General features: G+C 60.2%; 19 protein-coding genes. 12 read left to right on the plus strand and 7 right to left on the minus strand.

Going from position 1 to position 23,683, the window contains the following annotated elements; all coding sequences use genetic code 11:
• The first annotated feature begins 14 nt into the window (after positions 1-14).
• The 12 genes from tssF (at position 15) to DQN55_RS02940 (ending at position 16,266) form a co-directional block, all read left to right on the plus strand.
• On the plus strand, positions 15-1,802 hold the full coding sequence (gene tssF / locus DQN55_RS02885) for a type VI secretion system baseplate subunit TssF (RefSeq protein WP_048378391.1): 1,788 nt from the start codon (positions 15-17) through the stop codon (positions 1,800-1,802).
• The gene (gene tssG, locus DQN55_RS02890) at positions 1,766-2,773 is read left to right on the plus strand and encodes a type VI secretion system baseplate subunit TssG (protein ID WP_048378390.1); all 1,008 of its coding nucleotides are present in this window, start codon (positions 1,766-1,768) and stop codon (positions 2,771-2,773) included. Before tssF ends, tssG begins: the two co-directional genes overlap by 37 nt.
• A 6-nt stretch (positions 2,774-2,779) precedes the next feature.
• A complete protein-coding gene (tssH, locus tag DQN55_RS02895) occupies positions 2,780-5,392 on the plus strand; it encodes a type VI secretion system ATPase TssH (protein WP_162199341.1) in 2,613 nt (870 codons plus the stop codon).
• Positions 5,393-5,402: 10 nt separating this feature from the next.
• Positions 5,403-6,911: a sigma-54-dependent Fis family transcriptional regulator gene (locus DQN55_RS02900; protein WP_048378388.1), complete on the plus strand. Its 1,509-nt coding sequence runs from the start codon at positions 5,403-5,405 to the stop codon at positions 6,909-6,911.
• Between the two features lie 83 nt (positions 6,912-6,994).
• The gene (locus DQN55_RS02905) at positions 6,995-7,135 is read left to right on the plus strand and encodes a hypothetical protein (RefSeq protein WP_048352633.1); all 141 of its coding nucleotides are present in this window, start codon (positions 6,995-6,997) and stop codon (positions 7,133-7,135) included.
• Positions 7,136-7,152: 17 nt separating this feature from the next.
• A complete protein-coding gene (gene tagH, locus DQN55_RS02910) occupies positions 7,153-8,343 on the plus strand; it encodes a type VI secretion system-associated FHA domain protein TagH (protein WP_048378387.1) in 1,191 nt (396 codons plus the stop codon).
• A gap of 5 nt (positions 8,344-8,348) precedes the next feature.
• Complete coding sequence (gene tssJ, locus DQN55_RS02915; RefSeq protein ID WP_048378386.1) at positions 8,349-8,846, plus strand: type VI secretion system lipoprotein TssJ; 498 nt, start codon at positions 8,349-8,351, stop codon at positions 8,844-8,846.
• Positions 8,847-8,848: 2 nt separating this feature from the next.
• Positions 8,849-10,180, plus strand: coding sequence for a type VI secretion system baseplate subunit TssK (gene tssK, locus DQN55_RS02920; RefSeq protein WP_048378385.1), 1,332 nt, complete (start codon positions 8,849-8,851; stop codon positions 10,178-10,180).
• 5 nt (positions 10,181-10,185) lie between these two features.
• On the plus strand, positions 10,186-11,061 hold the full coding sequence (gene icmH, locus DQN55_RS02925) for a type IVB secretion system protein IcmH/DotU (protein WP_048378384.1): 876 nt from the start codon (positions 10,186-10,188) through the stop codon (positions 11,059-11,061).
• Positions 11,058-14,585, plus strand: coding sequence for a type VI secretion system membrane subunit TssM (gene tssM / locus DQN55_RS02930; RefSeq protein ID WP_048378383.1), 3,528 nt, complete (start codon positions 11,058-11,060; stop codon positions 14,583-14,585). Before icmH ends, tssM begins: the two co-directional genes overlap by 4 nt.
• The gene (locus DQN55_RS02935; RefSeq protein WP_048378382.1) at positions 14,585-15,313 is read left to right on the plus strand and encodes a PP2C family protein-serine/threonine phosphatase; all 729 of its coding nucleotides are present in this window, start codon (positions 14,585-14,587) and stop codon (positions 15,311-15,313) included. Before tssM ends, DQN55_RS02935 begins: the two co-directional genes overlap by 1 nt.
• Positions 15,310-16,266, plus strand: a complete 957-nt coding sequence (locus tag DQN55_RS02940; protein WP_048378381.1) for a serine/threonine-protein kinase — start codon at positions 15,310-15,312, stop codon at positions 16,264-16,266. Before DQN55_RS02935 ends, DQN55_RS02940 begins: the two co-directional genes overlap by 4 nt.
• A gap of 270 nt (positions 16,267-16,536) precedes the next feature.
• On the opposite strand, the gene DQN55_RS02945 is transcribed toward DQN55_RS02940, so the two are convergent.
• The 7 genes from DQN55_RS02945 to eat all read right to left on the minus strand — a co-directional run bounded on the left by DQN55_RS02945 (position 16,537) and on the right by eat (position 23,655).
• Positions 16,537-17,376 carry a LexA family transcriptional regulator gene (locus tag DQN55_RS02945; RefSeq protein WP_082150719.1) on the minus strand — a complete coding sequence of 280 codons (840 nt, stop codon included), beginning with the start codon at positions 17,374-17,376 and terminating at the stop codon, positions 16,537-16,539.
• Between the two features lie 231 nt (positions 17,377-17,607).
• Positions 17,608-18,135, minus strand: a complete 528-nt coding sequence (ppa, locus tag DQN55_RS02950; protein ID WP_048378380.1) for an inorganic diphosphatase — start codon at positions 18,133-18,135, stop codon at positions 17,608-17,610.
• A 101-nt stretch (positions 18,136-18,236) separates the two neighbouring features.
• Positions 18,237-19,049 (minus strand): M90 family metallopeptidase, encoded by an 813-nt coding sequence (locus DQN55_RS02955; protein ID WP_048378379.1) that lies wholly within the window; start codon positions 19,047-19,049, stop codon positions 18,237-18,239.
• Positions 19,050-19,064: 15 nt separating this feature from the next.
• The gene (locus tag DQN55_RS02960) at positions 19,065-19,712 is read right to left on the minus strand and encodes a DedA family protein (RefSeq protein WP_048378378.1); all 648 of its coding nucleotides are present in this window, start codon (positions 19,710-19,712) and stop codon (positions 19,065-19,067) included.
• A gap of 232 nt (positions 19,713-19,944) precedes the next feature.
• Entirely contained in the window at positions 19,945-20,754 is an 810-nt protein-coding gene (eutC, locus tag DQN55_RS02965) for an ethanolamine ammonia-lyase subunit EutC (protein ID WP_048378377.1), read from the minus strand.
• A 2-nt stretch (positions 20,755-20,756) separates the two neighbouring features.
• A complete protein-coding gene (locus DQN55_RS02970; RefSeq protein ID WP_048378376.1) occupies positions 20,757-22,157 on the minus strand; it encodes an ethanolamine ammonia-lyase subunit EutB in 1,401 nt (466 codons plus the stop codon).
• 52 nt (positions 22,158-22,209) lie between these two features.
• Positions 22,210-23,655 (minus strand): ethanolamine permease, encoded by a 1,446-nt coding sequence (gene eat, locus DQN55_RS02975; RefSeq protein WP_048378375.1) that lies wholly within the window; start codon positions 23,653-23,655, stop codon positions 22,210-22,212.
• Positions 23,656-23,683: the final 28 nt, after the last annotated feature.

The raw sequence follows: 23,683 nt of genomic DNA on the forward strand, positions 1-23,683 counted from the left end.
TAACAGGTAGCGCTGTGTCCTTTAATCATTACTACCAAAGCGAGCTCACTGCATTGCGGCAGTTGGGTAGCCGTTTCGCCGAGCGTAGCCCTGCGCTGGCGCCGTTTCTTGGCCAGGCGGGACGCGACCCTGATGTGGAGAGGCTGCTCGAAGGGTTTGCGTTTTTGACGGGGCGTCTGCGTCAAAAACTGGATGACGAATTACCGGAACTGAGCCATTCGCTGATGCACTTGCTGTGGCCCAACTACATGCGTCCGTTGCCGGCATTCAGCATGCTGCAATTTGATCCGCTCGTACGCCCCGGGCCTGCGCTGCGGGTCGAGCGTGAGACTCAGGTGGAAGGAAAACCGGTCGACGGGGTGAATTGTCAATTCAGGACCTGTTACCCGACAGACGTCTTGCCGCTGCAACTGGAGTCGCTCAAATACTCGGTGAAAGGCGAGGGCTCAATGTTGAGCCTGTGTCTGCAAATGACCTGTGACGGTCATGCCGGGGAGCTGGACCTGAGTCGCTTGCGCCTGCATCTGGCAGGTGAACGCTACATCAGCCAAATGCTCTACCTCGGCCTGTTGCGCCACTTGCACGACATCGTGCTGGTGCCTCTGGATGCGCAAGGGCAAGGCTTGAGAAATGAAGAGAACGTGCCGTTGACCTTCATCCTTGGCCCTGAGAGCGTCCAGCCTGTGGGCTTTGCCGAAGACGAAGCGTTGATACCTTATCCGCTGAACACGTTTCGGGGTTATCGCTACCTGCAGGAGTATTTCGCCTTTCAGGACAAGTTCCTGTTTGTTGACTTGAACGGTCTGGAGCGTCTCAAAACACTCCCTGCAGACACCCTTAAACAGGTTCGTGGCCTGGAGTTGCGCTTCGATATCCGCAAGAGCAGCACCCAGCGCCTGCGCCCGACCCTGGAGAACGTAAAGCTGTATTGCACGCCCATCGTCAATTTGTTCAAGCACGATGCGATGCCCATCCGGCTGGATGGCAAGCAGGACGAATACCTGCTGATGCCCTCGCGCATCGGCCTGGAGCATTGCGGTGTATTCAGCGTCGACAACGTAACCGGCTGGCGTGTCGGAGGTGCAGGATCCCAGGCGTATGTGCCGTTTGAGTCGTTCGAGCACGACCCCAGTTTCGATGTCCCGAACCCGCACGCCCATTACAGCGTTCGGCAGCGGACGGCGTTGCTGCACGAAGGCCTGGACACTTACCTCAGCTTTGGCTCGCGCCAGCCCGATGAGAGCGAAACCCTCTCGGTCGAACTGACCTGCACCAACCAGAATTTGCCCCGGCGCCTGCATAAGGGCGATATCTGCCTGCCCAGTGAAGGCACCCCCGAATTTCTTACCTTTCGCAATATCGGGCCGGTGACGTCCAGCCATGCACCGCCGCTCACCCGTGACTTCCTCTGGAAGCTGATCAGCAACATGTCCCTCAACTACCTGTCGCTGGCCAATGTGGATGCCTTGAAGGTGATTCTCGAAACCTACGATCTGCCGCGTTACTACGACCAGCACGCGGAGCGTGTCAGCAAATGCCTGCTCAATGGCCTCAAGTCGATCCGTCACGAGCACGTTGACCGGCTCCATCGGGGCCTGCCACTGCGCGGTTTGCGCACCGAGCTGACGATCGACCCGCAGGGCTATGTAGGGGAAGGCGATCTGTTTGTTTTTGCCTCGGTACTGAACGAGTTTTTTGCCCTTTACGCCAGCCTCAATTCGTACCACGAACTGCGGGTGAAAAGTACACAAGGAGAGGTTTACCAATGGACACCCCGCATGGGTCTTCAGCCCCTGCTTTAAGCGGGCTGGCGCAAAACATACGTGAGTACTCGCTGTTTCAGTCCGTGCTGCTGGTGATTGACCGGCTGCGTCAGAGCGACCCGCAGAGCACCGAAGACGAGCTCTACGATCGCGTGGAGTTTGTAGCCAATCCCGGACTTGGATTCCCGGGCAGTGATGTCGACAGCGTGGAGTTTTTTGTGGAGCACGGACAGGCCCGTGCGCGGCTGCGCTTCAACCTGATGGGGCTGGTGGGCTCGGGCTCGCCCTTGCCGGCGTTCTACGGCGAGCAGGCTCTTGGTGACAGCGAAGAGAGCAATCCGACCCGAGAATTTCTGGATGTATTCAACCATCGCTTGCAGCGCCTGATGCTGCCGATCTGGCGCAAATACCGCTATTGCGCCCGTTTTGAACGTGGGGCAACAGACCCGTTTTCCAGCCATTTATTTGCGCTGATCGGGTTGGGTGGAACGACCATTCGCAATGCCGAAGAACTGAACTGGCGACGCCTGTTGCCCTATCTCGGCCTGCTGAGCCTGCGGGCGCATTCGGCCGCCCTGATTGAGTCGGTGCTGCGTTACTACTTCAAGCATGCCGAGCTGACGATCGAACAATGTATCGAGCGCCGTGTCGCGATCCTGCGTGAGCAGCTCAATCGTCTGGGGCGGGCCAACAGCCAGTTGAGCGAGAACCTCGTACTGGGCGAACGGGTGCGCGACCGCAGCGGCAAATTTCGCATTCATATCCGCCAGCTGGACTGGGCGCGATTCCATGAATTCCTGCCGATTGGCACGGGTTACCAGCCGCTGTGCGCGCTGGTGCGTTTCACCCTGCGTGATCCGCTGGATTACGACATTCGACTGGTGCTGCGACACGAAGAAATCCGTGAGCTGCGGATTGCCGAGCACAACCCGTGCCGTCTTGGCTGGACCAGCTGGCTGGGCCGGGAACGGGCGGACGGCGTAGTCACCTTGGGCAGCAAATCACATTAAGGACCAATGGCCATGATCAACGTAGACCTGCAACAACTGATACAGGCGCTGGACGCCTCAACCCGGCGTGACCTTGAAACCAGCGCCGAGCGCTGTGTCGCCCGTGGCGCGCATAAAATCCTGGTTGAAGACCTGTTGCTGGGGTTATTGGAGCGACCCCGGGGATTGCTGGCGCGAGCCCTGCAGGACGCTGATCTCGATGAGGGGCAATTGAATGCGGCCCTGCAAGTCGGTGCCGAAAACAACCCGTCACGCAATCCGGTGTTTGCCCCCGAGCTGGTGCAGTGGTTGCAGGACGCCTTGCTGGTCGCGAACCTGGAACTGGGTCAAAGCCAGGTGGACCAGGCTGCGCTGATTCTCGCCTTGTTACGCAACCCGCTGCGTTATGCCGGAAGCGCTTATCACGCGGTGCTGGCCAGGCTCGATATCGAGCGTCTGAAAGCCTTTGCCCTGTCACAGCAAACACCCGCGGACACTGGCAGACCACGGGTGGAGGGCGAGTCCCTGTTGAAGCGCTTTACCCATAACCTGACCGAGCAGGCGCGGGAAGGCAAACTGGACCCGGTGTTGTGCCGCGATGATGCCATCCGGCAGATGATCGATATTCTGGCCCGCAGACGTAAAAACAACCCGATTGTCGTGGGCGAGGCCGGGGTTGGCAAAACTGCCATTGTCGAAGGCCTGGCCTCACGCATTGCGGCGGCAGAAGTGCCCCCGGTGCTCAGAGGCGTGGAGTTGCTGTCGCTGGACATGGGCCTGCTGCAAGCCGGGGCCAGTGTCAAAGGCGAGTTTGAACGGCGTCTTAAAGGGGTCATCGACGAGGTCAGGGCGTCACCGGTTCCTATCATTGTATTTATCGACGAGGCCCACACCCTGATCGGTGCCGGTGGCAATGCCGGGGGCTCGGATGCGGCCAACTTGCTTAAGCCGGCGCTGGCCCGTGGCGAGCTGCGCACCATCGCCGCCACTACGTGGGGCGAGTACAAAAAATACTTCGAGAAAGACCCCGCCCTGGCGCGGCGTTTCCAGCCGGTGCAGTTGCAGGAGCCCAGCGTCAGCGAAGCCGTCACGATTCTTCGCGGGCTGGCGCAGGTGTACGAGAAGAGCCACGGCATCTACCTGAGAGACGACGCCGTGGTGGCGGCCGCTGAACTGTCAGCGCGTTATCTGGCAGGTCGGCAATTGCCTGACAAGGCGGTGGATGTGCTCGACACGGCGTGCGCCCGTGTGCGCATCAGCCTGGCGGCGGCCCCTGAAAAGCTCGAGCGGTTACGCGGTGAACTGGCAGAAGGTGCCCGCCAGCGTCAGGCCATGCGCCGCGATGCCGAAGCCGGGTTGTTGATTGATCATGAGGGGTTGCTGCTGCTTGAGGCACGACTGGACCAGGCTCAGGGCGAAGAGGCCGGGCTGGCAGCACGCTGGAGTGTCCAGCGCACGCTGGCGGAACGCTTGCTGGCGCTGCGTCAGCAATTGGCCGAAGCGCGTGAAGTGACTGCATCTCAGGCGGGGGCTGACCGGCCGGAGCCTCAAGACATTGCAGCCCTGGAAGCTGAACGCCATGAGACCCTGCGCACGCTGGTCGATGCCCACAGCCAGGAACGGTTGGTCAGCTTCGAAGTGTGTCCGCGGTTGGTGGCCGAAGTCATCAGTGCCTGGACCGGCATCCCGGTGACGCAACTGGCCCGGGAGCACAGCACCCGCGTAGCAAACTTTGGGGCCGATCTGCGTACTCGCATCAAAGGGCAGGAGCAGGCCGTTCAGGCACTGGATCGCTCAATGCGAGCCGCAGCCGCGGGGCTTAATAAACCGGATGCGCCGGTAGGTGTGTTCCTGTTGGTCGGACCGAGCGGGGTCGGCAAGACCGAAACGGCCCTGGCCCTGGCAGACCTGCTGTACGGGGGCGAGCGTTTCATCACCACGATCAACATGTCCGAATTCCAGGAAAAACACACCGTGTCGCGGCTGATCGGTGCGCCGCCCGGCTACGTCGGCTACGGCGAAGGCGGCATGCTCACCGAGGCGGTGCGGCAAAAGCCCTATTCGGTGGTGCTGCTCGATGAAGTGGAAAAAGCCGACCCCGATGTGCTCAACCTGTTCTATCAAATCTTTGACAAAGGTGTGGTGAATGATGGGGAGGGCCGCGAAATCAACTTTCGCAACACGCTGATCCTGATGACCTCCAACCTCGCGAGCGAGCGCATCGCGGCACTCTGTGAAAACACGGCCCGCCCGACCCTCGAAACCCTCGAGCAGAGCATCCGGCCGATTCTGAGTCATCACTTCAAGCCCGCCTTGCTGGCGCGCATGCGGGTGGTGCCGTACTACCCGGTCAGCGGGCCGGTATTGCGCGAGCTTGTTGAAGTCAAACTCCAGCGCTTGGGCGAGCGTCTGCAACGGCGCAATCTGCGATTCAGCCATTGCCAGCGGCTGGTTGATCATCTCGCCGAGCGCTGCACGCAAAGCGACAGCGGTGCGCGGCTGATCGATGCTCTGCTTGATTCATTCGTGTTGCCTCAGGTCGCAGACCGGTTGCTGGATGCGATGGCCCGGGGCGAAACCCTGGCACGGGTGCACGCAACCCTTGATTCGCAAACCCGTGTGTTGTGCGAGTTTGCCTGAGGTGGCGCTGATGCTTGATCAGCTCGCCGACCCTCTGGCTTACGCCGAAGCGCTGCTGGAGCAATTTACCTCTGTAGGGCAGGCGGACGCCGGCGCAACGGTGCTCGGCAATTGTGCCCGTGCAGTGGTGCAACTCAGCGACTGTGAGCTGAGCCAGCTGTACTTGCTGGACGCGACTCACAAGCACCTCGAATTGAAGGCCGAATGGTTTCAGGGAGCGCTGCAGCCGGCGCGTACTGCAGAGGTGCCGGTGGATTATACCGGCGAACAACTGCTGCAGTTTGCCGTATGCCAGAACCGGGTGATCACGCTGTGTGACCTGGACAGCAGTCTGTACGACACCGATTTTCTGCCACGTCATGGCGAGCCTTGGCGGTCGTTGTTGTGCGTACCGCTGGTGGGTGCGCAGCAGACCGTCGAAGGGGTGCTGCTGGCGGCCAGCAGCGCGTCTGTCGACTTGCTGAAATATGCGCCTTCACTTGGGGCGTTGGGGGCGTTTGCGCTGTTGCAGCAGCGGCTGCGGCAATGCAAAGAACAGACGATGCTGGCGCCAGACGTGCGTGGGAACCCCCACGTGCTGATTGGCCAAAGTGCTGTCATGCGTCAAACCAGTCTGCTGATCAACAAGGTCGTGCACAACCCTTATACGGTGTTGCTGCTGGGCGAAACCGGGACCGGCAAAGAAGTTGTGGCGCGTGCCATCCATGACAACGGGCCGCGTCGGGCCCGGCCTTTTATTGTGCAGAACTGTGCAGCGTTCCCTGCTGACCTGCTCGAAAGCGAGCTGTTTGGCTATCGCAAAGGGGCCTTTACCGGTGCCGACCGTGACCGCGCCGGGCTGTTCGATGCGGCTAACGGCGGAACACTGCTGCTGGACGAGATCGGCGACATGCCGCTGTCGTTGCAAGCCAAGCTGCTGCGGGTGCTGCAGGAGGGCGAAATCCGTCCCTTGGGTTCCAACGACACCCACACGATAGACGTACGCATCATTGCAGCCACCCACCGCGACCTGTCAGTGCTGGTGAGCCAGGGCACGTTTCGTGAAGACCTCTACTACCGCCTGGCGCAGTTTCCGATTGCCTTGCCTGCGCTGCGCGAGCGTGAAGGCGACATCCTGGAGCTGGCCCGTCACTTTGCAAACAAGGCCTGTGCGTTTCTGCAACGCAGCCCGGTGCTGTGGTCTGACGCGGCACTCGATCAACTTGCGGGTTACACCTTTCCCGGCAATGTGCGCGAGCTGAAAGGGCTGGTAGAGCGTGCGGTTCTGTTGTGCGACGGCGACGCCTTGCAGCTTGAGCACTTTTCATTGCACAGCGATGCCAGCGTCGAACCCGTGACCCTGAATTTGCGGGAACGAATGGAGCAGGTCGAGCGCAGGTTGCTGCTCGAGTGCTTGCGCAAAAACGCCGGTAATCAAACCCGCGCCGCACACGATCTCGGCGTGGCCCGGCGCACGCTCCTGTATCGCCTGGCGCGCCTGAATATCGGTTTGGACGATATCAAGGGGAACGCGCCGTGAGGCCCTCTTCGTACTTTTCATTTCTGCCAGCGCGCCCTCAAGGATCACGTCGTATGCCTGGCCAACCTCTGGAGACTCCCCCGATGACTGCTCGTCACTGGCAAGCCGTCTTGCTGACCCTCGCCATGCTGTGCGGCGTGAGCGGCTGTAGCGGCAACTACAAATTCAACGACAACAGCTATCGCCCCTTGGGTGATCCGCAAGCGGTCAATCGCGGCAAGTGACCGCAAGGAGCAGCAATATGGAACTGGTATTTGATCTGTCCAGCACTCGATCGTTGGACGCTTCACAAGTGAGGAGCAAAACCTTTGACGAAGAGGGTGGGGTGATCGGGCGTAATGCCGATTGTGAGTGGACCCTCGTCGACAAAACCAAAACCGTGTCCAAGTACCACGCAGAAATCAGCTATCGGGACGGGACGTTTTTTCTCACCGACAGAAGCTCCAACGGCACCCAGTGCAAACACTCCGACACTTACCTGAGGAAAGGCCAGGCACAGCGCATCCAGCATGGTCATGTGTACGCGCTGGGGGATTTTCTGATTCGTGCGCAACTGGAGCACGAATTGCAGGTGTTACTGGATCAGGTCGGGATGCCTCAACCCGCAGGCAGTGTTATTCCGGACGATGCCTTTCTGGAGCTCAACCCGCTGGACCCGTCGATTCAGGGAATTTCCCTGATCGATGAGCCTGCCACACGGCCAGGATTGAAACCCGCGTGGTCGCAGCGTGTCGACAGCCCTCCGATCGATTATCAAAACCTCAGCGTGCCGCAGCTGGTTGCCGAGCCGGCGCCGGAGTTGCCTACGGCCCAGGCGCAGGTTGCGTCTGCGGGCAACGACGGGTTCTGGAAAGCGTTCGGCGCAGTGCTGGGCATCGATCTCCTGGCCCAGCCGCAGGTCGAGCGGGAGGCTCTGGCCCTCAAAGCCGCCCAGTTGCTCAAACAGAGCATTGCCGGTTTGCAGCAAACCCTGTGGACCCGTGCCGAGCTCAAGAACGAGTTGCGCCTGGCCCGCACAGTCGCGCCAGAGACCCGGCAAAACCCGCTCAAATCGAGCCATGACGCAGTTGAGGCCCTGGGCCTGTTATTGGCCCCGGAAAAACCGGGTCAAGGGGCTGCGGAGCAGGTCATAAGGCGTGCGTTTCGTGACCTGCAAGCGCATCAGGTGGCCTTGCTGTGTGCCAGCCGAGCAGCCGTGCGCAGCAGCCTTGAACATTTCTCGCCGGTGCAACTGAACCTGCGTTTTGAGCGTGATGGCTATCACCCGTGGGTGGTCACCTCAGGCAGTCGCTGGCGCGCATTCAGCCGTTATCACCTGGCATTGCAGCAAGACGATGACTGGTGTGAACGCTTGTTGGCACGCGACTTCGCCCAAGCCTACGAAGAACAAGTCCGGCTGATTTCGAGCCTTCACAACGACCCTCAAGGATGATGCATATGCTGCGTGGCACACCTCTTTACCGCAACGTCCTGGTGGCGTTTGCGGTGTTGCTGACGAGTGGGTGTTCGGCGTTATCGCCGTACTCCAGCGTGACCAAGTTGAACCTCGGCTTGAGTGCCAGCGATCAGGTCAACCCGGACCTTAATGGCCGCCCTTCGCCGATCGTGATTCGGCTGATGGAGCTCAAGCACCCGGTGGCGTTCGAGAACGCCGACTTCTTCAGCCTCTACGAGCGCCCCAAAGAGTCGCTCTCGCCCGATCTGGTGACCAGCGAGGAACTGGAGTTGCGCCCCGGCGAAACGGTCGAACTCAAGCTTAGCGTTGAACCCGGCAGTCGCTACGTCGGGGTGCTGGCGGCCTACCGCGATCTGCCGCAAACCCAATGGCGCTACGTCGTGCCCGTCACGGCGACGGGCTTGACCGAGGCCCGGCTGGTGCTCGACGGGGCGGGCATTCACAACGCGCTGCAAACGTTCGTCAAGGTAGGTGAGTGACCATGAATGCGGACAAAGTCATTTGGCAGGAAGGCATGCTGTTACGGCCGCAGCATTTTCAGCACAGCGACCGGTATTACGATCACCAGATGAAAACCCGGACTCAATTATTGGGGCGTTACACCTGGGGTTTTTTGGGGCTGGATATCGATGTGCAGTTTCTTAACATGGGCAAGCTGGTGATCAGGCAAGCCTCGGGCGTCTTGTCGGACGGCAGCTTGTTTGACTTGAGTAGCAACACCGAGGCGCTGGCGCTGGATGTTCCGCCCAATACCGGGAAAACCCCGGTTTACCTGGCGTTGCCGCTGGTTACCGGTAATCACATCGAAGCGCGGCGACCTGAGCAGTCGGATGTGCTGGCACGCTACACCGCTTATGAAACAGAGGTGGCGGACTCCAATGCCGGCGACGGCTCCAATAGTCCGATCAGTTGCGGGCGACCTGACTTTCGCTTGCTGTTGGGGGCACAAAAAAGCGATCAGGCCTGCGTCAAGTTGCAGCTTTGCCAAATCCTCGACACCACGTCCGATGGTGTCATTAGCCTCGATGAACAATTTGTCCCGACCTTTATCCACACCCATGCCTCGGGCTATTTGCTGTCATGCCTGAAAGAGGTCATCAGCATGCTCAGCCATCGGGGCGACACCCTGGCAGAGCGGATCCGCTCCAATGGCAAAGTCGGGGGAGCCGAGGTCGGCGACTTCATGATGCTGCAACTGATCAACCGGACTGAGTTGGTGCTGCACCATTACTTGAACCTGGAACAACTGCACCCGGAAGAGTTGTATTGCACGATGCTGTCGATGCTGGGTGATCTGGCCACGTTTGCCAGCGAGAGCAAGCGGCCGCAATTGCAGACCCGTTATCAGCATAGCGATCAGGGGGAGAGTTTTCGGGCCCTGATGGATGCGATTCGCCAGGTGTTGTCGATGGTGCTTGAGCAGCACGCCATGGAGTTGCAGCTGGAAACCCGCCAATACGGGATCCTCGTCTCGCAGATGAGCGATCACAAATTGCTCGCCACCACCTCATTCGTCCTGGTTGCGCATGCCAATTGCGACAGTGAGGAACTGCGCCATCGCTTACCGGCGCACCTCAAGGTCGGCCCCGTCGAGAGCATTCGCCAACTGGTCAACCTGCACTTGCCGGGCTTCAAGGTAAAGCCCTTGCCAGTGGCCCCGCGGCAGATCCCCTTTCACGCCAATAAAACCTATTTCGCCCTCGAACTCGGCAGTGACGACCTGGCACAACTGGAGCGCTCCGGTGGTTTTGCCTTTCACGTCTCCGGTGAGCTTTCAGAGCTTGAACTGCAATTTTGGGCCATCAGGAATTGACCGTCATGAGCAAGGACATAACCCCCGTCTTTGATGAGAACACCGTGCTGGCCACTCGGGCGGGCGAGACGCCTGACACCGATGCCCTGACGGATGTGGCGCCACCGCCAAAAATCGAGCAGCTAGAAGCGCGAATGATTTATTCGGCCCGGGTCAGGCCGGCGGCCACGCTTAACATCAGCGTCAACCCGCTGGTCGCCGCCGCCAGTGAGTTGCTGTCGCATGTGGTGCGAATCAAGCACAGCCGCTCGCCTCAGAGCCTGACTGAACTGAACACCCAGCTGGAGCAGGCATTGAAAGTGTTTGAAGCCCGGGCCCTGCGCAATGGCATTGATGGCACCCAGATGATGAAAGCCCGCTACGTGCTGTGCACGGTGGTCGACGAGGCGGTGGTCACCGCTGGCTGGGGGGACGAAAGCAGCTGGTCGCAAAACAGTTTGCTGAGCCGCTATCACAACGAAACCTTTGGCGGCGAAAAGGTCTTCAGTGTGCTCGATCAACTGTGCCGCGATCCGGTGCGCAACCTCTCGCTGCTTGAGCTGTTGTACCTGTGTTTGTCATTGGGTTTCGAGGGCAAGTTCCGCGTGGTTGACCGCGGGATGGTCGAGCTCGACGCGATTCGCGATGCGCTGTTCCGGCAGATCCGTCACTTGCGCGGGGATGTACCGCGAGAGCTGTCGCCTCGCTGGCAAGGGCTGGGCCATCAGCGTCGCACTCTGGTTCGCAGCGTGCCGGGGTGGATGTTGGGGGCTTTCACCTTGGGCTGCCTGGCGATGATGTTTTCGGGGTTTGCCTGGGTGCTCGGTGAGCAGCGTGAAGTGATCTTGCAGCCGTATCAAGCAGTGGAATCGGCTGCTGTCGGCAATAAGGATATGCGATGAAAAGTATTTTGAAGAAGGTTGGCTCATGTCTGCGCCAGACCTGGGTGTGGACACTGCTGCTGGTGCTGTCGATCGTGCTGCTGGTGTGGTGGGCCGGCCCGTTGCTGGCCATCAACGACGTTAAGTTCTGGGCCGATGCCAGTGCCCGTCTGGTGACGATCAGCGTGCTGTGCCTGGCCTGGGGATTATGCATGGTCTTCGTCAGCTGGCGCGCCGGGGTGCGCAAGAAAGCGGTTGAGCACAGCGAGGTGAGCAAAGAGCGTCAACGTCAGGATGAGCTGATCGATGCTTCGCAAAAAGAGCTGCGCGCTCGTTTCAAGGACGCATTGCGCACCCTGAAAACCTCCAGTGTGTACCGCGGCCACAGCGAACGCTGGCGTGAGGAGTTGCCTTGGTACGTGCTGATGGGGCCGCCGGCCAGTGGTAAAACCAGCCTGCTGGATTTCTCGGGTCTGGATTTTCCACTGAACAAGATAGACCGCAAGCTCACCCGCAACACCCGTGGCACAGAACATTGCGACTGGTACTTTGCCGAACACGGTGTACTGATCGACACCGCGGGCCGTTATTTGAGCCAGGGCCCGGGCAATGTTGATGCCAGCGGGTGGAACACATTGCTGGGGTTGTTGCGCAAGCGCCGACGCGAGCGGCCGCTGAATGGCGTGCTGGTGACCTTGCCGGTGGACCTGCTGTTCAGTGACGCCGAGGAGCGGTTGTCGTCACTGGCCGAGGAGGTGCGCCTGCGTTTGCAGGAAGTTCACGCCACGTTGCATGTCGAGGTACCGGTTTACCTGGTGCTGAGCAAGGCTGACACGCTGCCGGGCTTTACCGAGTTCTTCGATTCCCTGACCCGCGAAGAAAGCGAGCAGGTGCTGGGTGCGAGTTTTGGCAAAGAACAGAACGGCAGCGATGTGTCATTGGTGCGTGCCGAGTTCGAAGCACTGCTGAGCCGTCTCAACAGCCAGGTCATCACCCGCATGCATCAGGAGCGAGACAGCCAGCGCCGCGGCCGCATTCTCGATTTCCCTCACCAGTTGGGCAATATCGGTGAGCGCCTGTGCCTGTTTGTCGACATGGCATTCACCGGCAATCGTTACCAGCGCGCCAGTCCGCTACGCGGTTTCTACCTGACCAGCGCTCCGCACCTTAAGCAACGGACTCAGGTGGTCACTCAAGACATCGCCTCTGGCGCGCCGATGAAAACCCAGGACTTGCCGACCCTGCACAGTGGCCGCTCGCACTTCATTCGGCATCTGCTGAGCCGGGTGATTTTCCCTGAAGCGCAGTTGGCCAGTCTGGACAAGCGTGAGCGCCGGCGCATTCATTGGGGGCAGCGTGCCATGTATGCCGGAGCCCTGGCGACGCTGGGCGCGATGGGTTTGCTCTGGACCGGTAGCTTTTCGGCCAACCATGAGCGGCTCGATACCCTGCGGGGGCTGGCGCAGCACGCAGACACCCAGCGTTCGTTGCTCAGCCCGCAGGACGATGCCCGGGCCACCCTCGACATCCTCGAGACCTACTACGCAGCAACCCGGGTGTTTCCGGCGGCGGGAGACGTGGCGTTGTACGAGCGCACTGGCCTGTATCAGGGAACGGCGAGCCATTCTGTACTCAACCAGGCCTATGAGCGGGAGCTGGAAACCCGGTTATTGCCCAAGGTGGCCCGGCAACTGGAACGTCAGATCAGTGCGAACCTGAATGACCGGGGGCGACTGCTCAATAGTGTGCGTGCCTACCTGATGCTCGGCATGCCCGAGCGTCGTGATGACGCGTGGCTCAAGACCTGGGTGGCCAGCGATTGGTCTGCGCGCTACCCCGGTAACGCGGCGGTCCAGGAGGCGCTGAACCGGCACTTCGAACGGTTGTTGAAGCGCGGGTTCAAGTATTCACTCAACGATACGCTGGTGGCACAGGCGCGTCAGGTGTTGCGCAACGAGTCCCTGGCCACGGTGGTGTATCGCATGCTGCGTGACCAGGCTCATTCGCTTGAAGCGTACAGTTTCGATCGGCATCTGGGGCCGCAGGGCAGCTTGGTGAACGGTGCGGGTTACACCATTCCGGGGTTCTACACCCAGCAAGGCTACCAGCAGTACTTTTCGGTCAAGGGTGCGACGCTGGTCAGCGATATCCTGCGTGATAACTGGGTGCTGGGGGAGGGCAGCAGCATCAGCGGCATGGACCTGCGCAAGCTGATGGTTGAACTTGAGCAACTGTACTTTCGAGATTACGCCACGCACTGGAGCGAGGCGATCGGCCAGTTGTCCTTGCATCCCTTCAGTGATGCCCGCGAAGGTGCGGAGCAGCTTGCGGGTTTGACTTCGGCCAATTCACCCATCGTGCAGTTGCTGCTTCAGATTCGCGAAAACACCCGTTTTCCGAGCCTGGCCGATGACCTGGAGGCACTGCCGACGGTTGATGGAAAAGCAGGTCAACAATTGGCAGCCGTGGCTAACGGTGTGAGCGCGGCGGTGGCGAACACCTCGGCGAGCGTGACGCCAAGTTTGCCTGATACCGCAAAAAAGGCACTGCAACGGCGGTTTGAGCCCTTGCACCGTTTGCTTGACGAGAACAATGGTCCGGCGGCAAGCCTGCTCCCGGCGCTGCAAGGGCTCAATGAGGTCCAACTGCAATTGGCCAGCCTGGCGCGGGCCAGTGCTTCGGATCAGGCGGCCTTCGATCTGGCCAAATCCCGCATGGGGGGCCAGCGTGACGCCTTGAGCAATTTGCGTCAGACCGCGCAGCGCTTGCCGGGCCCGCTAAACGGCTGGTTCAACGGCGTCGCACAAGACACCTGGGGATTGGTGCTCAACGATGCCTACCAGTTCATCAATCAGCGGTATCAGCGTGAGCTGTACAGCTTCTACGAGCGGGCGATCAAAAAGCGTTATCCCTTCAGTGCCCACAGCAGCAGCGACGTGGCCTTGAATGACTTCCGCGAGTTCTTTCGTGCCCAGGGCATCAGCGAGCGTTTCTTTGAAACCTACATGAAGCCTTTCGTCAGCGGCGATGCGGCCAGTTATCGGCTGCGCACCCTTGAAGGGCAGGGGCTGCCCATGTCCCGGGTGTACTTTGAGCAAATGGCCGCGGCGCAGGTCATCCGCCAGAGCTTCTTTGCGCAAAACCCGGCCACTCCACAAGTGGACTTCACACTTGAACCCTACAACCTGGACTCCAGCGTCCGCCGGGCAGAGTTCCGATTTGGCAACCAGACCCTCGAGTATCGCCATGGTCCGATTGTGCCGGTGACTTTGCAGTGGCCGACTGAGGCCGACAACGGTCGTACCAGTCTGGTGCTGGAGAAGGCCGTGGGGCGCCCGGTAGGCATCGAGAAAAGCACTGGTCCCTGGTCGTTGTTTCGGGTGCTGGACCTGATGCAGGTCGACTACCTCAGTGGCCGCGATGTGATGGTGCTGAAAGCAGAAGTCGGAGGGTTGAGGGCCAATTATCTGTTGATGAGCCAACGTACGCCGAACCCGTTTGACATGAGCGTGCTGCGCAGCTTTCGTCTGCCCGGGCAACTGTAATGGCGTTCACACCTCAATGGCGCAGCGCCGCCGCTACCGATCCGGGCAAGGTACGGGGCCGCAACGAGGATGCCGTTCTCGATTGTCCCGAGCGTGGGCTCTGGGCGGTGGCGGATGGCATGGGTGGTCACCGGTCTGGCGACATCGCCAGTCAGTGGGTGGTTGCCAGCCTGGCAGAGCTGACGCAACCGCAGAGCTTTGACGAGCGACTCAAGTCAGTGCGGCGGTGCTTGCATTGGCTCAACCGCCGGCTGGGCCAGGAGCTGACCCTCAGTGCAGAGCATGCCGACACCATCATGGGCAGCACCGTGGTGGCGTTGCTGCTCGAGGGCAACCGTGCGGCCTGTGTCTGGGCCGGCGACAGCCGCTGTTATCTGTGGCGCGGACAACGGCTGTACCAGTTGTCGCGGGATCACTCGCGACAACAGCAACTCATGGATGAACAGCAGATGAGCGGCGAGCAGGCCCTTGCCCTGCCCGGGGCGCGGGCGTTGACCCGGGCCTTGGGCGCCAGCGAGCATTTGAGCCTGGGTGTACTGGAGTTGGAGGCGCAGCCCGGCGATGTATTTTTGCTGTGCAGCGATGGGCTGTATCAGGATCTGACGCATAGCGAGTTAGGCAATGCCCTGAGTCTGGTTTCGCCCCGGGTGGCGCTGGCGCGCTTGTTCGACGGCGTGTTGAGCGGGACGGCTCGTGACAACTTGAGCGCGGTGGTGATCCGCCAATGACCGGCCTTGAGGTGTCCACGCCGGCGCCTTGTGCCGTGGCCCCGACGCCGGCCGGGCCCGGTGAGCTCCCCGATGTGCTGGGCGGGCGCTACCGGATCGAGCGTTTGTTGGGGGCCGGAGGAATGGGCGCAGTGTACCGGGCCCGCGATCTGCTGCAGGAACAGTTTGGTGATCCGCAGCCGTACATTGCCCTGAAATTGCTCAGCGAAGCCTTCACCCCGTCGCCGGACGCCGGAGCACTGCTGTTCAATGAGTTCGCCCTGATTCGGCACCTGCGTCATCCCAATGTGTTGCGCATGTACAGTTTCAACGTCGATACCGTGCACCAGCGTGTGTACCTGGTCATGGAGCTCCTGCGCGGGCCAACCCTCGACCGGCTGCTCTGCGAGCACCCTCTGGGTTTACCCTGGCCGCAATGGCGAGACATCGCCTTGCCCTTGCTCGATGCGATGGCCCATGCCCACGGACGCGGTGTATTGCACGGCGACATCAAACCGAGCAACGTCCTGCTCAGCGACGACGGCGTCCGGTTGTTCGACTTCGGGCTGGGGCAGGCAGAAACGAGCACCCTGGAAGGACTGGCCCCGGTCAGCCGCAGTCGCCTCAACGCCTGGACTCCCGGCTACGCCGCGGCCGAGATCCTCGAAGGCCAACCCTTGACCCGCGCGGCCGACGTGTACGCACTTGGCTGCCTGCTTTATGAACTGGCGAGCGGCAAACACCCCTACAACCGGATGCTGGCGACCGAAGCCCGCGCCCAACACAACCCGTCCCTCCTCAAAGCTCCCCAAAACCTGCCACCCCACCTCTGGCCCGCCTTGCGAACAGCCCTGGCATTAGACCCGGCCAAGCGCACCATCACCGTAGAACAACTGCTCAAAGCCGCCAGCCTCACGCCAAACTGGCGCCAACGCCTCATGCAGTGGCGCCCCCGCAAACCCGGGCACGCATAAACATCGACAGACCACCGCACGCTAACCGGATTCACGAGCGGGTGTGCCGGGGGATCAAAGGCTGGGAGATAGCTTTTCAACAGGCATTAAAAAGCCGGCTTGTGGCCGGCTTCTCGTGGGCGGGTTTGGTTTATTTTTGGTAAACCGTACCTGCCTGCAATGTGGACATCCAGCGCGTGGCGTCTGGGTGTGGGGCGTGGCAGCGTTTTGCTGCGTTGCCGTGCGATCCGGCCTGCGTGGTGCGAGGGGGATGCTTTGGTGCGGGGTGGATCATACTGGGATTTTGTCAGCTTTCCCAGCAAAAACCGGTGCTTGCGCTGTCTGCTGCGCTGTTCGGGCTTCAGTTTCAAGTGGGTAGGCCGTGGTGGGCCGAGGGGTGTTCAGGGTGGACCACCAGAATACCCAGCCTAATATGAGGATCGATTGCTCCTCTATTTGTGCTGCGCTGAACAGTTCGTCGGGGTATTCCTCGTAGTTGTGGCAGCGCAGGCGCAGGCCGTTGTTGGGCAGGCGATAGACGTATTTGATGCGCAGCATGCCGTCCTGTTCGAGGGCGTAGATTTCGCCGTCGACGATTTGGGTCAGGCTGCGGTCGATGGCGACGGTGGAGCCACTCTGGATTCTGTGCGCCATGCTGTTGCCGATCATCGGCGCGCAGATGGCCTGGGCGGGGCTGACATCCATAGCGCGCAAGATGGGGTAGTTGAGCCGTACCCGGCAGTCAGGGATTTCCTGAACTCTGGTTTTACCTGTGCCACAGGTGTCGAGGACTTCGTTGTAGAACGGTACGTCGACATCGGTCATGCCCGTGTGCTGGACGGTGATTGGCTGAAGGTTGAGCGCCGCCGGTTCACAGGGAACGGGTCCATATTGAAGTGGCGTTTCGCTGATGATCGGGGTTCTTGGGTGTTTGACACCGTACCCGGTGCGCAACCACCGGCTGTTGACGCACAACAGCTCTGCGATTTCTTCCATGCGGGCCATCGGAATGCCCCGCTTGAACCAGTTATTGACGTGCTGCGGCGTCACGCGGCGATTGGCTGCGAAGTCCGAAGCGGATAGATGACACTCTCTAAGGAGCGTTCGTAGGCGATCACCGGATGTATTCATGCCCACAGAGTTTACGGGGAAGCCGTGGCTGTTCAAATAAACCAGGTGTTCAAAGAAATACACCGGAACAGGATAAATCCTATGTGTATCGAGACGCTTCCTACGCAATGTCATCGATCTATGGCGGGCGTGGAGGCATGGCCCGAGTCTTTTTCTCTGGCATAAAAAAACCTCGGCGAACCGAGGTTTTTGTGTGCGAAGAGCAGGCATCGAGAGCCTGCCGTTCAGCACTTAGCCTTTGTAGGCAGCAACCGACTTCATGATCTCGGTGCGGGCAGCTTCGGCGTCGCCCCAACCGTCGATCTTCACCCATTTGCCTTTTTCGAGATCTTTGTAGTTCTCGAAGAAGTGCTGGATCTGCTGGATCAGCAGAGGTGGCAGGTCGGTGTACTCTTTCACGTCAATGTACAGCTGGGACAGCTTGTCGTGAGGCACTGCTACTACTTTGGCATCGCCGCCGCCGTCGTCAGTCATGTGCAGAATGCCAACCGGACGCGCACGGATAACCGAGCCTGGAGCAACCGGGTAAGGGGTTACAACCAGCACGTCGAGGGGATCACCGTCGTCAGCCAGGGTGTTCGGGATGAAGCCGTAGTTGGCTGGGTAGAACATCGGGGTAGCCATGAAGCGGTCAACGAACAGGCAATCGCTGTCTTTGTCGATTTCATATTTGATCGGCGCGTGGTTAGCCGGAATCTCGATGGCGACGTAGATGTCATTCGGCAGGTCTTTGCCAGCCGGAATCTTGCTGTAGCTCATTGGGCGGTGCCCCCGTGTATAGGCCAGTTTACTTGGCCGTTTTGGCCAAAAAGTGGCGGCGATTATAGGCGTATTCCTGCAACGACGTCACGCTTGGCCGATCAGTGCTCTGCCCGGTATTCGGGGTGTTCGCTCTGAAGCGTTTGCAGACGGGTGAGTGGATCCTGGCGATAAAACAGGCTGAGCTGTTGATAAACCTGCGGGTATGCGTGATTGAGCAGGTCGGGTGCGCTGAAGAAGTACTCGCTGGTGACCGCGAAAAATTCGGCAGGGTCCTCGGCCGCATACGGGTCGATGGGCGCTTGGCCATCAGGGTGATGGTCGAGGAAGTGGTTGAGCTGATCGTAGGCCTGCTGCATGGCCTGGGTCCAGTCGCTCACCTTCATGCTGCTGTGTAACGGCGGCATGCCATTGGCGGCACCGTTGAGCATGTCGAGTTTGTGCGCCAGCTCATGAATGACCAGGTTGTAACCCTCCCAGCCACCACTGGACAGCACGCCGGGCCAGGCCAGAACCACCGGCCCTTGCTGCCAGGCCTCGCCGCTGTGGGTGCCTTGCCACTCATGCTCGACGCCACTGGCATCGCGATGGCGTTGCGGGCTGATGAAATCATCGGGGTAGAGCACGATTTCATGAAAACCCTGATACCAGTTCAGGTCGCCCAGATTCAGCAGCGGCAGTTGTGCCTGCGCGGCCAGCAGCAGCCGGCCGGTCTCGGTGAGCTCGACGCCGGGCATGGGCGTCAGGTGCTTGTCTTGCAGGAACAACACGCTGCTGTCGCGCAACCAGCTGTCCTGCTCGTCATCCAGCCCGTCGAGAATACTCAGGTGCTGGCGCACCTCGTGCCACACGCCGGGTGCGACCGGGTGTTGCGCCAGAATTCGCTGGCGCCGCCACTCACTCAGAGACCACATGCAGGGAGTTCCCCGTCAGGCTTTGGAAGGGGCTCGTCCCATACGGCTGCGGATCAGGCCAATAATCATGGGGACCAGCGACAACACGATAATGGCGAGAACCAGCAGCGACAGGTTCTTCTTGATAAAGGGCACATTGCCGAAGAAGTAACCCAGGGTCACCAGGCCGCCTACCCACAGGACCGTACCGATCACGCTGAACATAAAGAAGCGCGGGTAGAACATGCGCGCCACGCCCGCTACAAAGGGGGCGAAAGTCCGGAAGATCGGCAGGAAACGCGCCATGGTCACCGTTTTACCGCCATGACGCTCGTAGAAGTCGTGGGTTTTTTCCAGGTAGTCACGGCGGAAAATTTTCGAGTTCGGGTTGTTGAACAGTCGCTCTCCAGCCGTTCGTCCAATGACGTAGTTGGTGCTGTCACCCAGAATGGCGGCCAGCATCAGCAAACCTGCGAGCAAGACGGGGTCCAGGCCTCCACCTGCGGCGACGGCGCCGGCAATAAAAAGTAACGAATCACCCGGCAAGAACGGCATCACCACCAGGCCGGTTTCACAGAAAATCACCAGAAACAGGATGGCGTAGACCCACGGCCCATAATTGTTCACCAGCAAATCGAGGTACACATCGAGGTGCAGGATAAGGTCTAGCGGGTTGAAATCCATCTAAAGCACCTGTGTTGATGACCCGGCTCAGCAGGTCTGTGCGGGGAGAAGAAGTATTGAACTACAACTGGTGTGGTTTTTTCGTACATTTTGAACGAAGAAGATTATACGGATTGATGCAAACTCTGCTGCCAGAGTTTGTAGCGAAGCGTGTATTGATCCGGGGGGAGAGCCCTTACTGAGCACCACTCAGGCGATGAGTGGCACTCAGTAATGGTGAACAGCCTGGTGCTTATTGACCCTTGAGCAAGAAGTTCTCTCGGGGTGTGTCTACTTCCAGCGTTTGTACCTGAGCCTCATCTTTCAGGTTAACGCCCGACAATTGCCGGCGGCAGGCTTCGCGCATCAGATACGCCAGCCGATGAGCGGCCATGCCGTAGCTCAGGCCCTCGAGCCGCACGTTAGAGATGCAATTGCGAAATGCATCGGTCAGGCCCACCTTGGGGCCATAGGTGAAATACACGCCAAGGCTGTCGGGCGAGCTGAGGCCCGGGCGCTCGCCGATCAGCATCACCACCATCCGCGCTCCCAGCAGCGCTCCAATCTCATCGGCCACCGCGACCCGGCCTTGCTCCACCAAAATCACGGGCGACAGAGACCAGCCCTCGGTGGCGGTGTGCTCTTCCATTCGGGCTAAAAAGGGCAGGGTATGGCGATGAACGGCCAGCGCCGATAAACCATCGGCCACCACGACGGCCACATCGACGCCGCCAGGATGGGCCTGTGCATAGTCGCGCAGCTGTTGCGCCGAGTCGTCCTGCAGCTTGCGGCCCAGGTCCGGGCGTTGCAGATAACTGTTACGGTCGGGGGCCGCGCTGTGCAGCAACAGGCTTGCGCGGTCACGCTCGGCAAGCTGCGTACTGAGCCCCGCGTGATCGAACGGCAAGTGCACGGCATCCCGGGCCTGGGCGTGGGCAAATTGAAAATCCAGCTGGGCCTGGGTCGGCAGGCTGGTGCCGGTACGTCCCAAGGCAATGCGTGCCGGAGTCAGGCGCCGCAGTTCCAGCCAGGGGTTAAGGCTGTCCGTCGGAGTGTTGGCCATGTCTAGCGTCCTCCCAGGTGAGCCAGCGCCTGGCGAAACGCCGGCGGCAGTTGATGGCCGAACTCAATCTTGCCATCGGATTGGGTGAAAATGCCGACCTTGCTCAGCCATTGCTCAAACTCGGGTGCGGGCTTGAGGCCCAGGGTCTTGCGCGCATACAGCGCATCATGGAACGAAGTGGTCTGGTAGTTGAGCATGATGTCATCCGAACCCGGAATGCCCATGATGAAGTTGATCCCGGCCACGCCCAGCAGTGTCAGCAGGGTGTCCATGTCGTCCTGGTCGGCCTCGGCATGGTTGGTGTAGCAGATGTCGCAGCCCATCGGCACGCCCAGCAGCTTGCCGCAAAAGTGATCCTCCAGGCCTGCGCGGATGATCTGCTTGCCGTTGTACAAGTACTCGGGGCCGATAAAGCCGACTACGGTGTTCACCAAAAACGGTTTGAAATGCCGCGCCACGGCATAGGCCCGGGTTTCGCAGGTTTGCTGATCCACGCCGAAATGTGCGTTGGCCGACAGCGCGCTGCCCTGGCCCGTCTCGAAGTACATCAGGTTGTTGCCCAATGTGCCGCGATTGAGGCTCAAGCCGGCTTCATAGCCTTCTTGCAGCACATTCAGGTTGATGCCGAAACTGGCGTTGGCGGCCTCGGTACCAGCAATGGATTGAAACACCAGATCCAGTGGCACTCCGCGATTGATCGCCTCGATCGAGGTGGTCACGTGGGTCAGCACGCAGGATTGGGTCGGGATTTCATAGCGCTGGATGATTGCGTCGAGCATGTTCAGCAGGTCGCAGATCGAAGCAATGCTGTCTGTGGCCGGGTTGATACCGATCATGGCGTCGCCGTTGCCGTACAGCAGACCGTCGAGAATGCTTGCGGCGATCCCGGCCGGATCGTCCGTCGGGTGATTGGGTTGCAGCCGGGTTGAAAGGCGCCCGCGCAGGCCCATGGTGCCGCGAAACTGCGTGATCACACGGATCTTCTGCGCGACCAGCACCAGGTCCTGCACCCGCATGATCTTCGACACGGCGGCGGCCATTTCGGGCGTCAGTCCGGGGGCCAGGGCACGCAGGCTGTGTTCATCAGCGGCGTCACTGAGCAGCCAGTCACGAAAACCGCCGACGGTCAGGTGACTGACGGGGGTAAACGCGAGCGGGTCATGGCTGTCGATAATCAGCCGGGTGACCTCATCGGATTCGTAGGGAATCAGGGCTTCTTGCAGGAAATGCGTCAGCGGCAGGTTGGCCAGGGCCATTTGTGCCGCGACACGCTCGCCGTCGTTGAGTGCAGCCACGCCGGCCAGAAAGTCCCCGGAACGGGCCGGGCTGGCTTTGGCCATGAGCTCTTTGAGGCTGTCGAAGCGGTAAGTCTGGGTGCCAACCGCATGAGAAAACGTTGCCATACAGGGTGCTCCATAACGCCAGACGCTGTGCGTCTGGCGTGTTCCTCAGCGATTAATGCAAAGCCTTCTCGGCTTGTTGAATGGCTGCAAATTCCTCTTCCGGGGTACCTGCCACCAAATGATGCCGGCTGTAGAAAGCAAAGTAGGCAATTAATACGCCATAGATCACGGCTGCGCCAATCACCACGCGCGGGTCAACCAGGAAACCGGCGACGACGGCGACGCAAGCCAGCACCAATGCGATGCCTGAAGTGAAAATACCGCCCGGTGTGCGATACGGGCGCTCCATTTTGGGGCGTCGAATGCGCAGGGTGATGTGCGCCGCCATCATCAGCACGTAGGAAATCGTCGCGCCAAACACGGCCACCAGAATCAACAAGTCACCTTGGCCGGTCAGCGACAGCCCGAAGCCGATGATGCCAGGGATGATCAGCGCCAGTACGGGTGCTTTGCTCTTGTTGGTTTCGGACAGTTTACGCGGCAGATAACCTGCGCGGGACAAGGCGAAGATCTGACGCGAGTAGGCGTAAATGATCGAGAAGAAACTGGCAATCAGGCCGGCCAGCCCTACCAGATTGACGAAGCTTCCCATCCAGGTCGAGCCGCCATAAGCCTTGCTCAATGCTTCGACCAGCGGGTTGCCGGAGGCCATCAAATGATGCGCGCCTGCACCGCCCGGGCCGATCACCAGAATCAGCAGGGCAAAGGTGACGAGCACCAGCATGGCGCCAATCAGGCCGCGAGGCAGGTCACGCTTGGGGTTTTTGGTTTCTTCTGCGGCCAGTGGCACGCCTTCGACCGCCAGGAAAAACCAGATCGCATAAGGGATCGCGGCCCATACCCCGACATAGCCGAATGGCAAGAACGCGCTGGCGCCCTTGGCCTCGGTGACCGGGATGTCCAGCAGGTTGGCGACGCTGAAATGCGGCACCATCGAGACCAGAAACACGCCCAGGGCGATGGCGGCGACGGCGGTGATGATAAACATCAGCTTGAGCGCTTCGCCGACACCAAAAATATGGATGCCGATAAAGATGATGTAGAACGCCAGATAGATCATCCAGCCACCAATACCGAACAGAGACTCGCAATAGGCCCCGATAAATACCGCAATCGCGGCGGGCGCAATGGCGTATTCAATCAGGATCGCGGTGCCGGTCAAGAACCCGCCCCATGGGCCGAAAGCGCTGCGGGCAAAGCCATAACCGCCGCCGGCGGTGGGAATCATCGAAGACAGTTCGGCCAGCGAGAAGCACATGCACAAGTACATGGTTGCCATCAGCAATGTGGCGATGAACATACCGCCCCAGCCACCTTGCGCCAGGCCAAAGTTCCAACCGGCGTAGTCGCCGGAAATCACGTAGGCAACGCCCAGGCCCACCAGCAGGACCCAGCCGGCAGCGCCTTTTTTCAGTTCGCGTTGTTGAAAGTATTCGGAGCCGACCTTTTCAAAGTCGACCGAGGACGCCGCTGGAGCGGCAGTGGGTTCGCTAGGCATGTAAGTTCACCTGTTCTTTATAGTTTGG

The organism is Pseudomonas taetrolens (assembly GCF_900475285.1).
GTDB classification, from domain to species: domain Bacteria; phylum Pseudomonadota; class Gammaproteobacteria; order Pseudomonadales; family Pseudomonadaceae; genus Aquipseudomonas; species Aquipseudomonas taetrolens.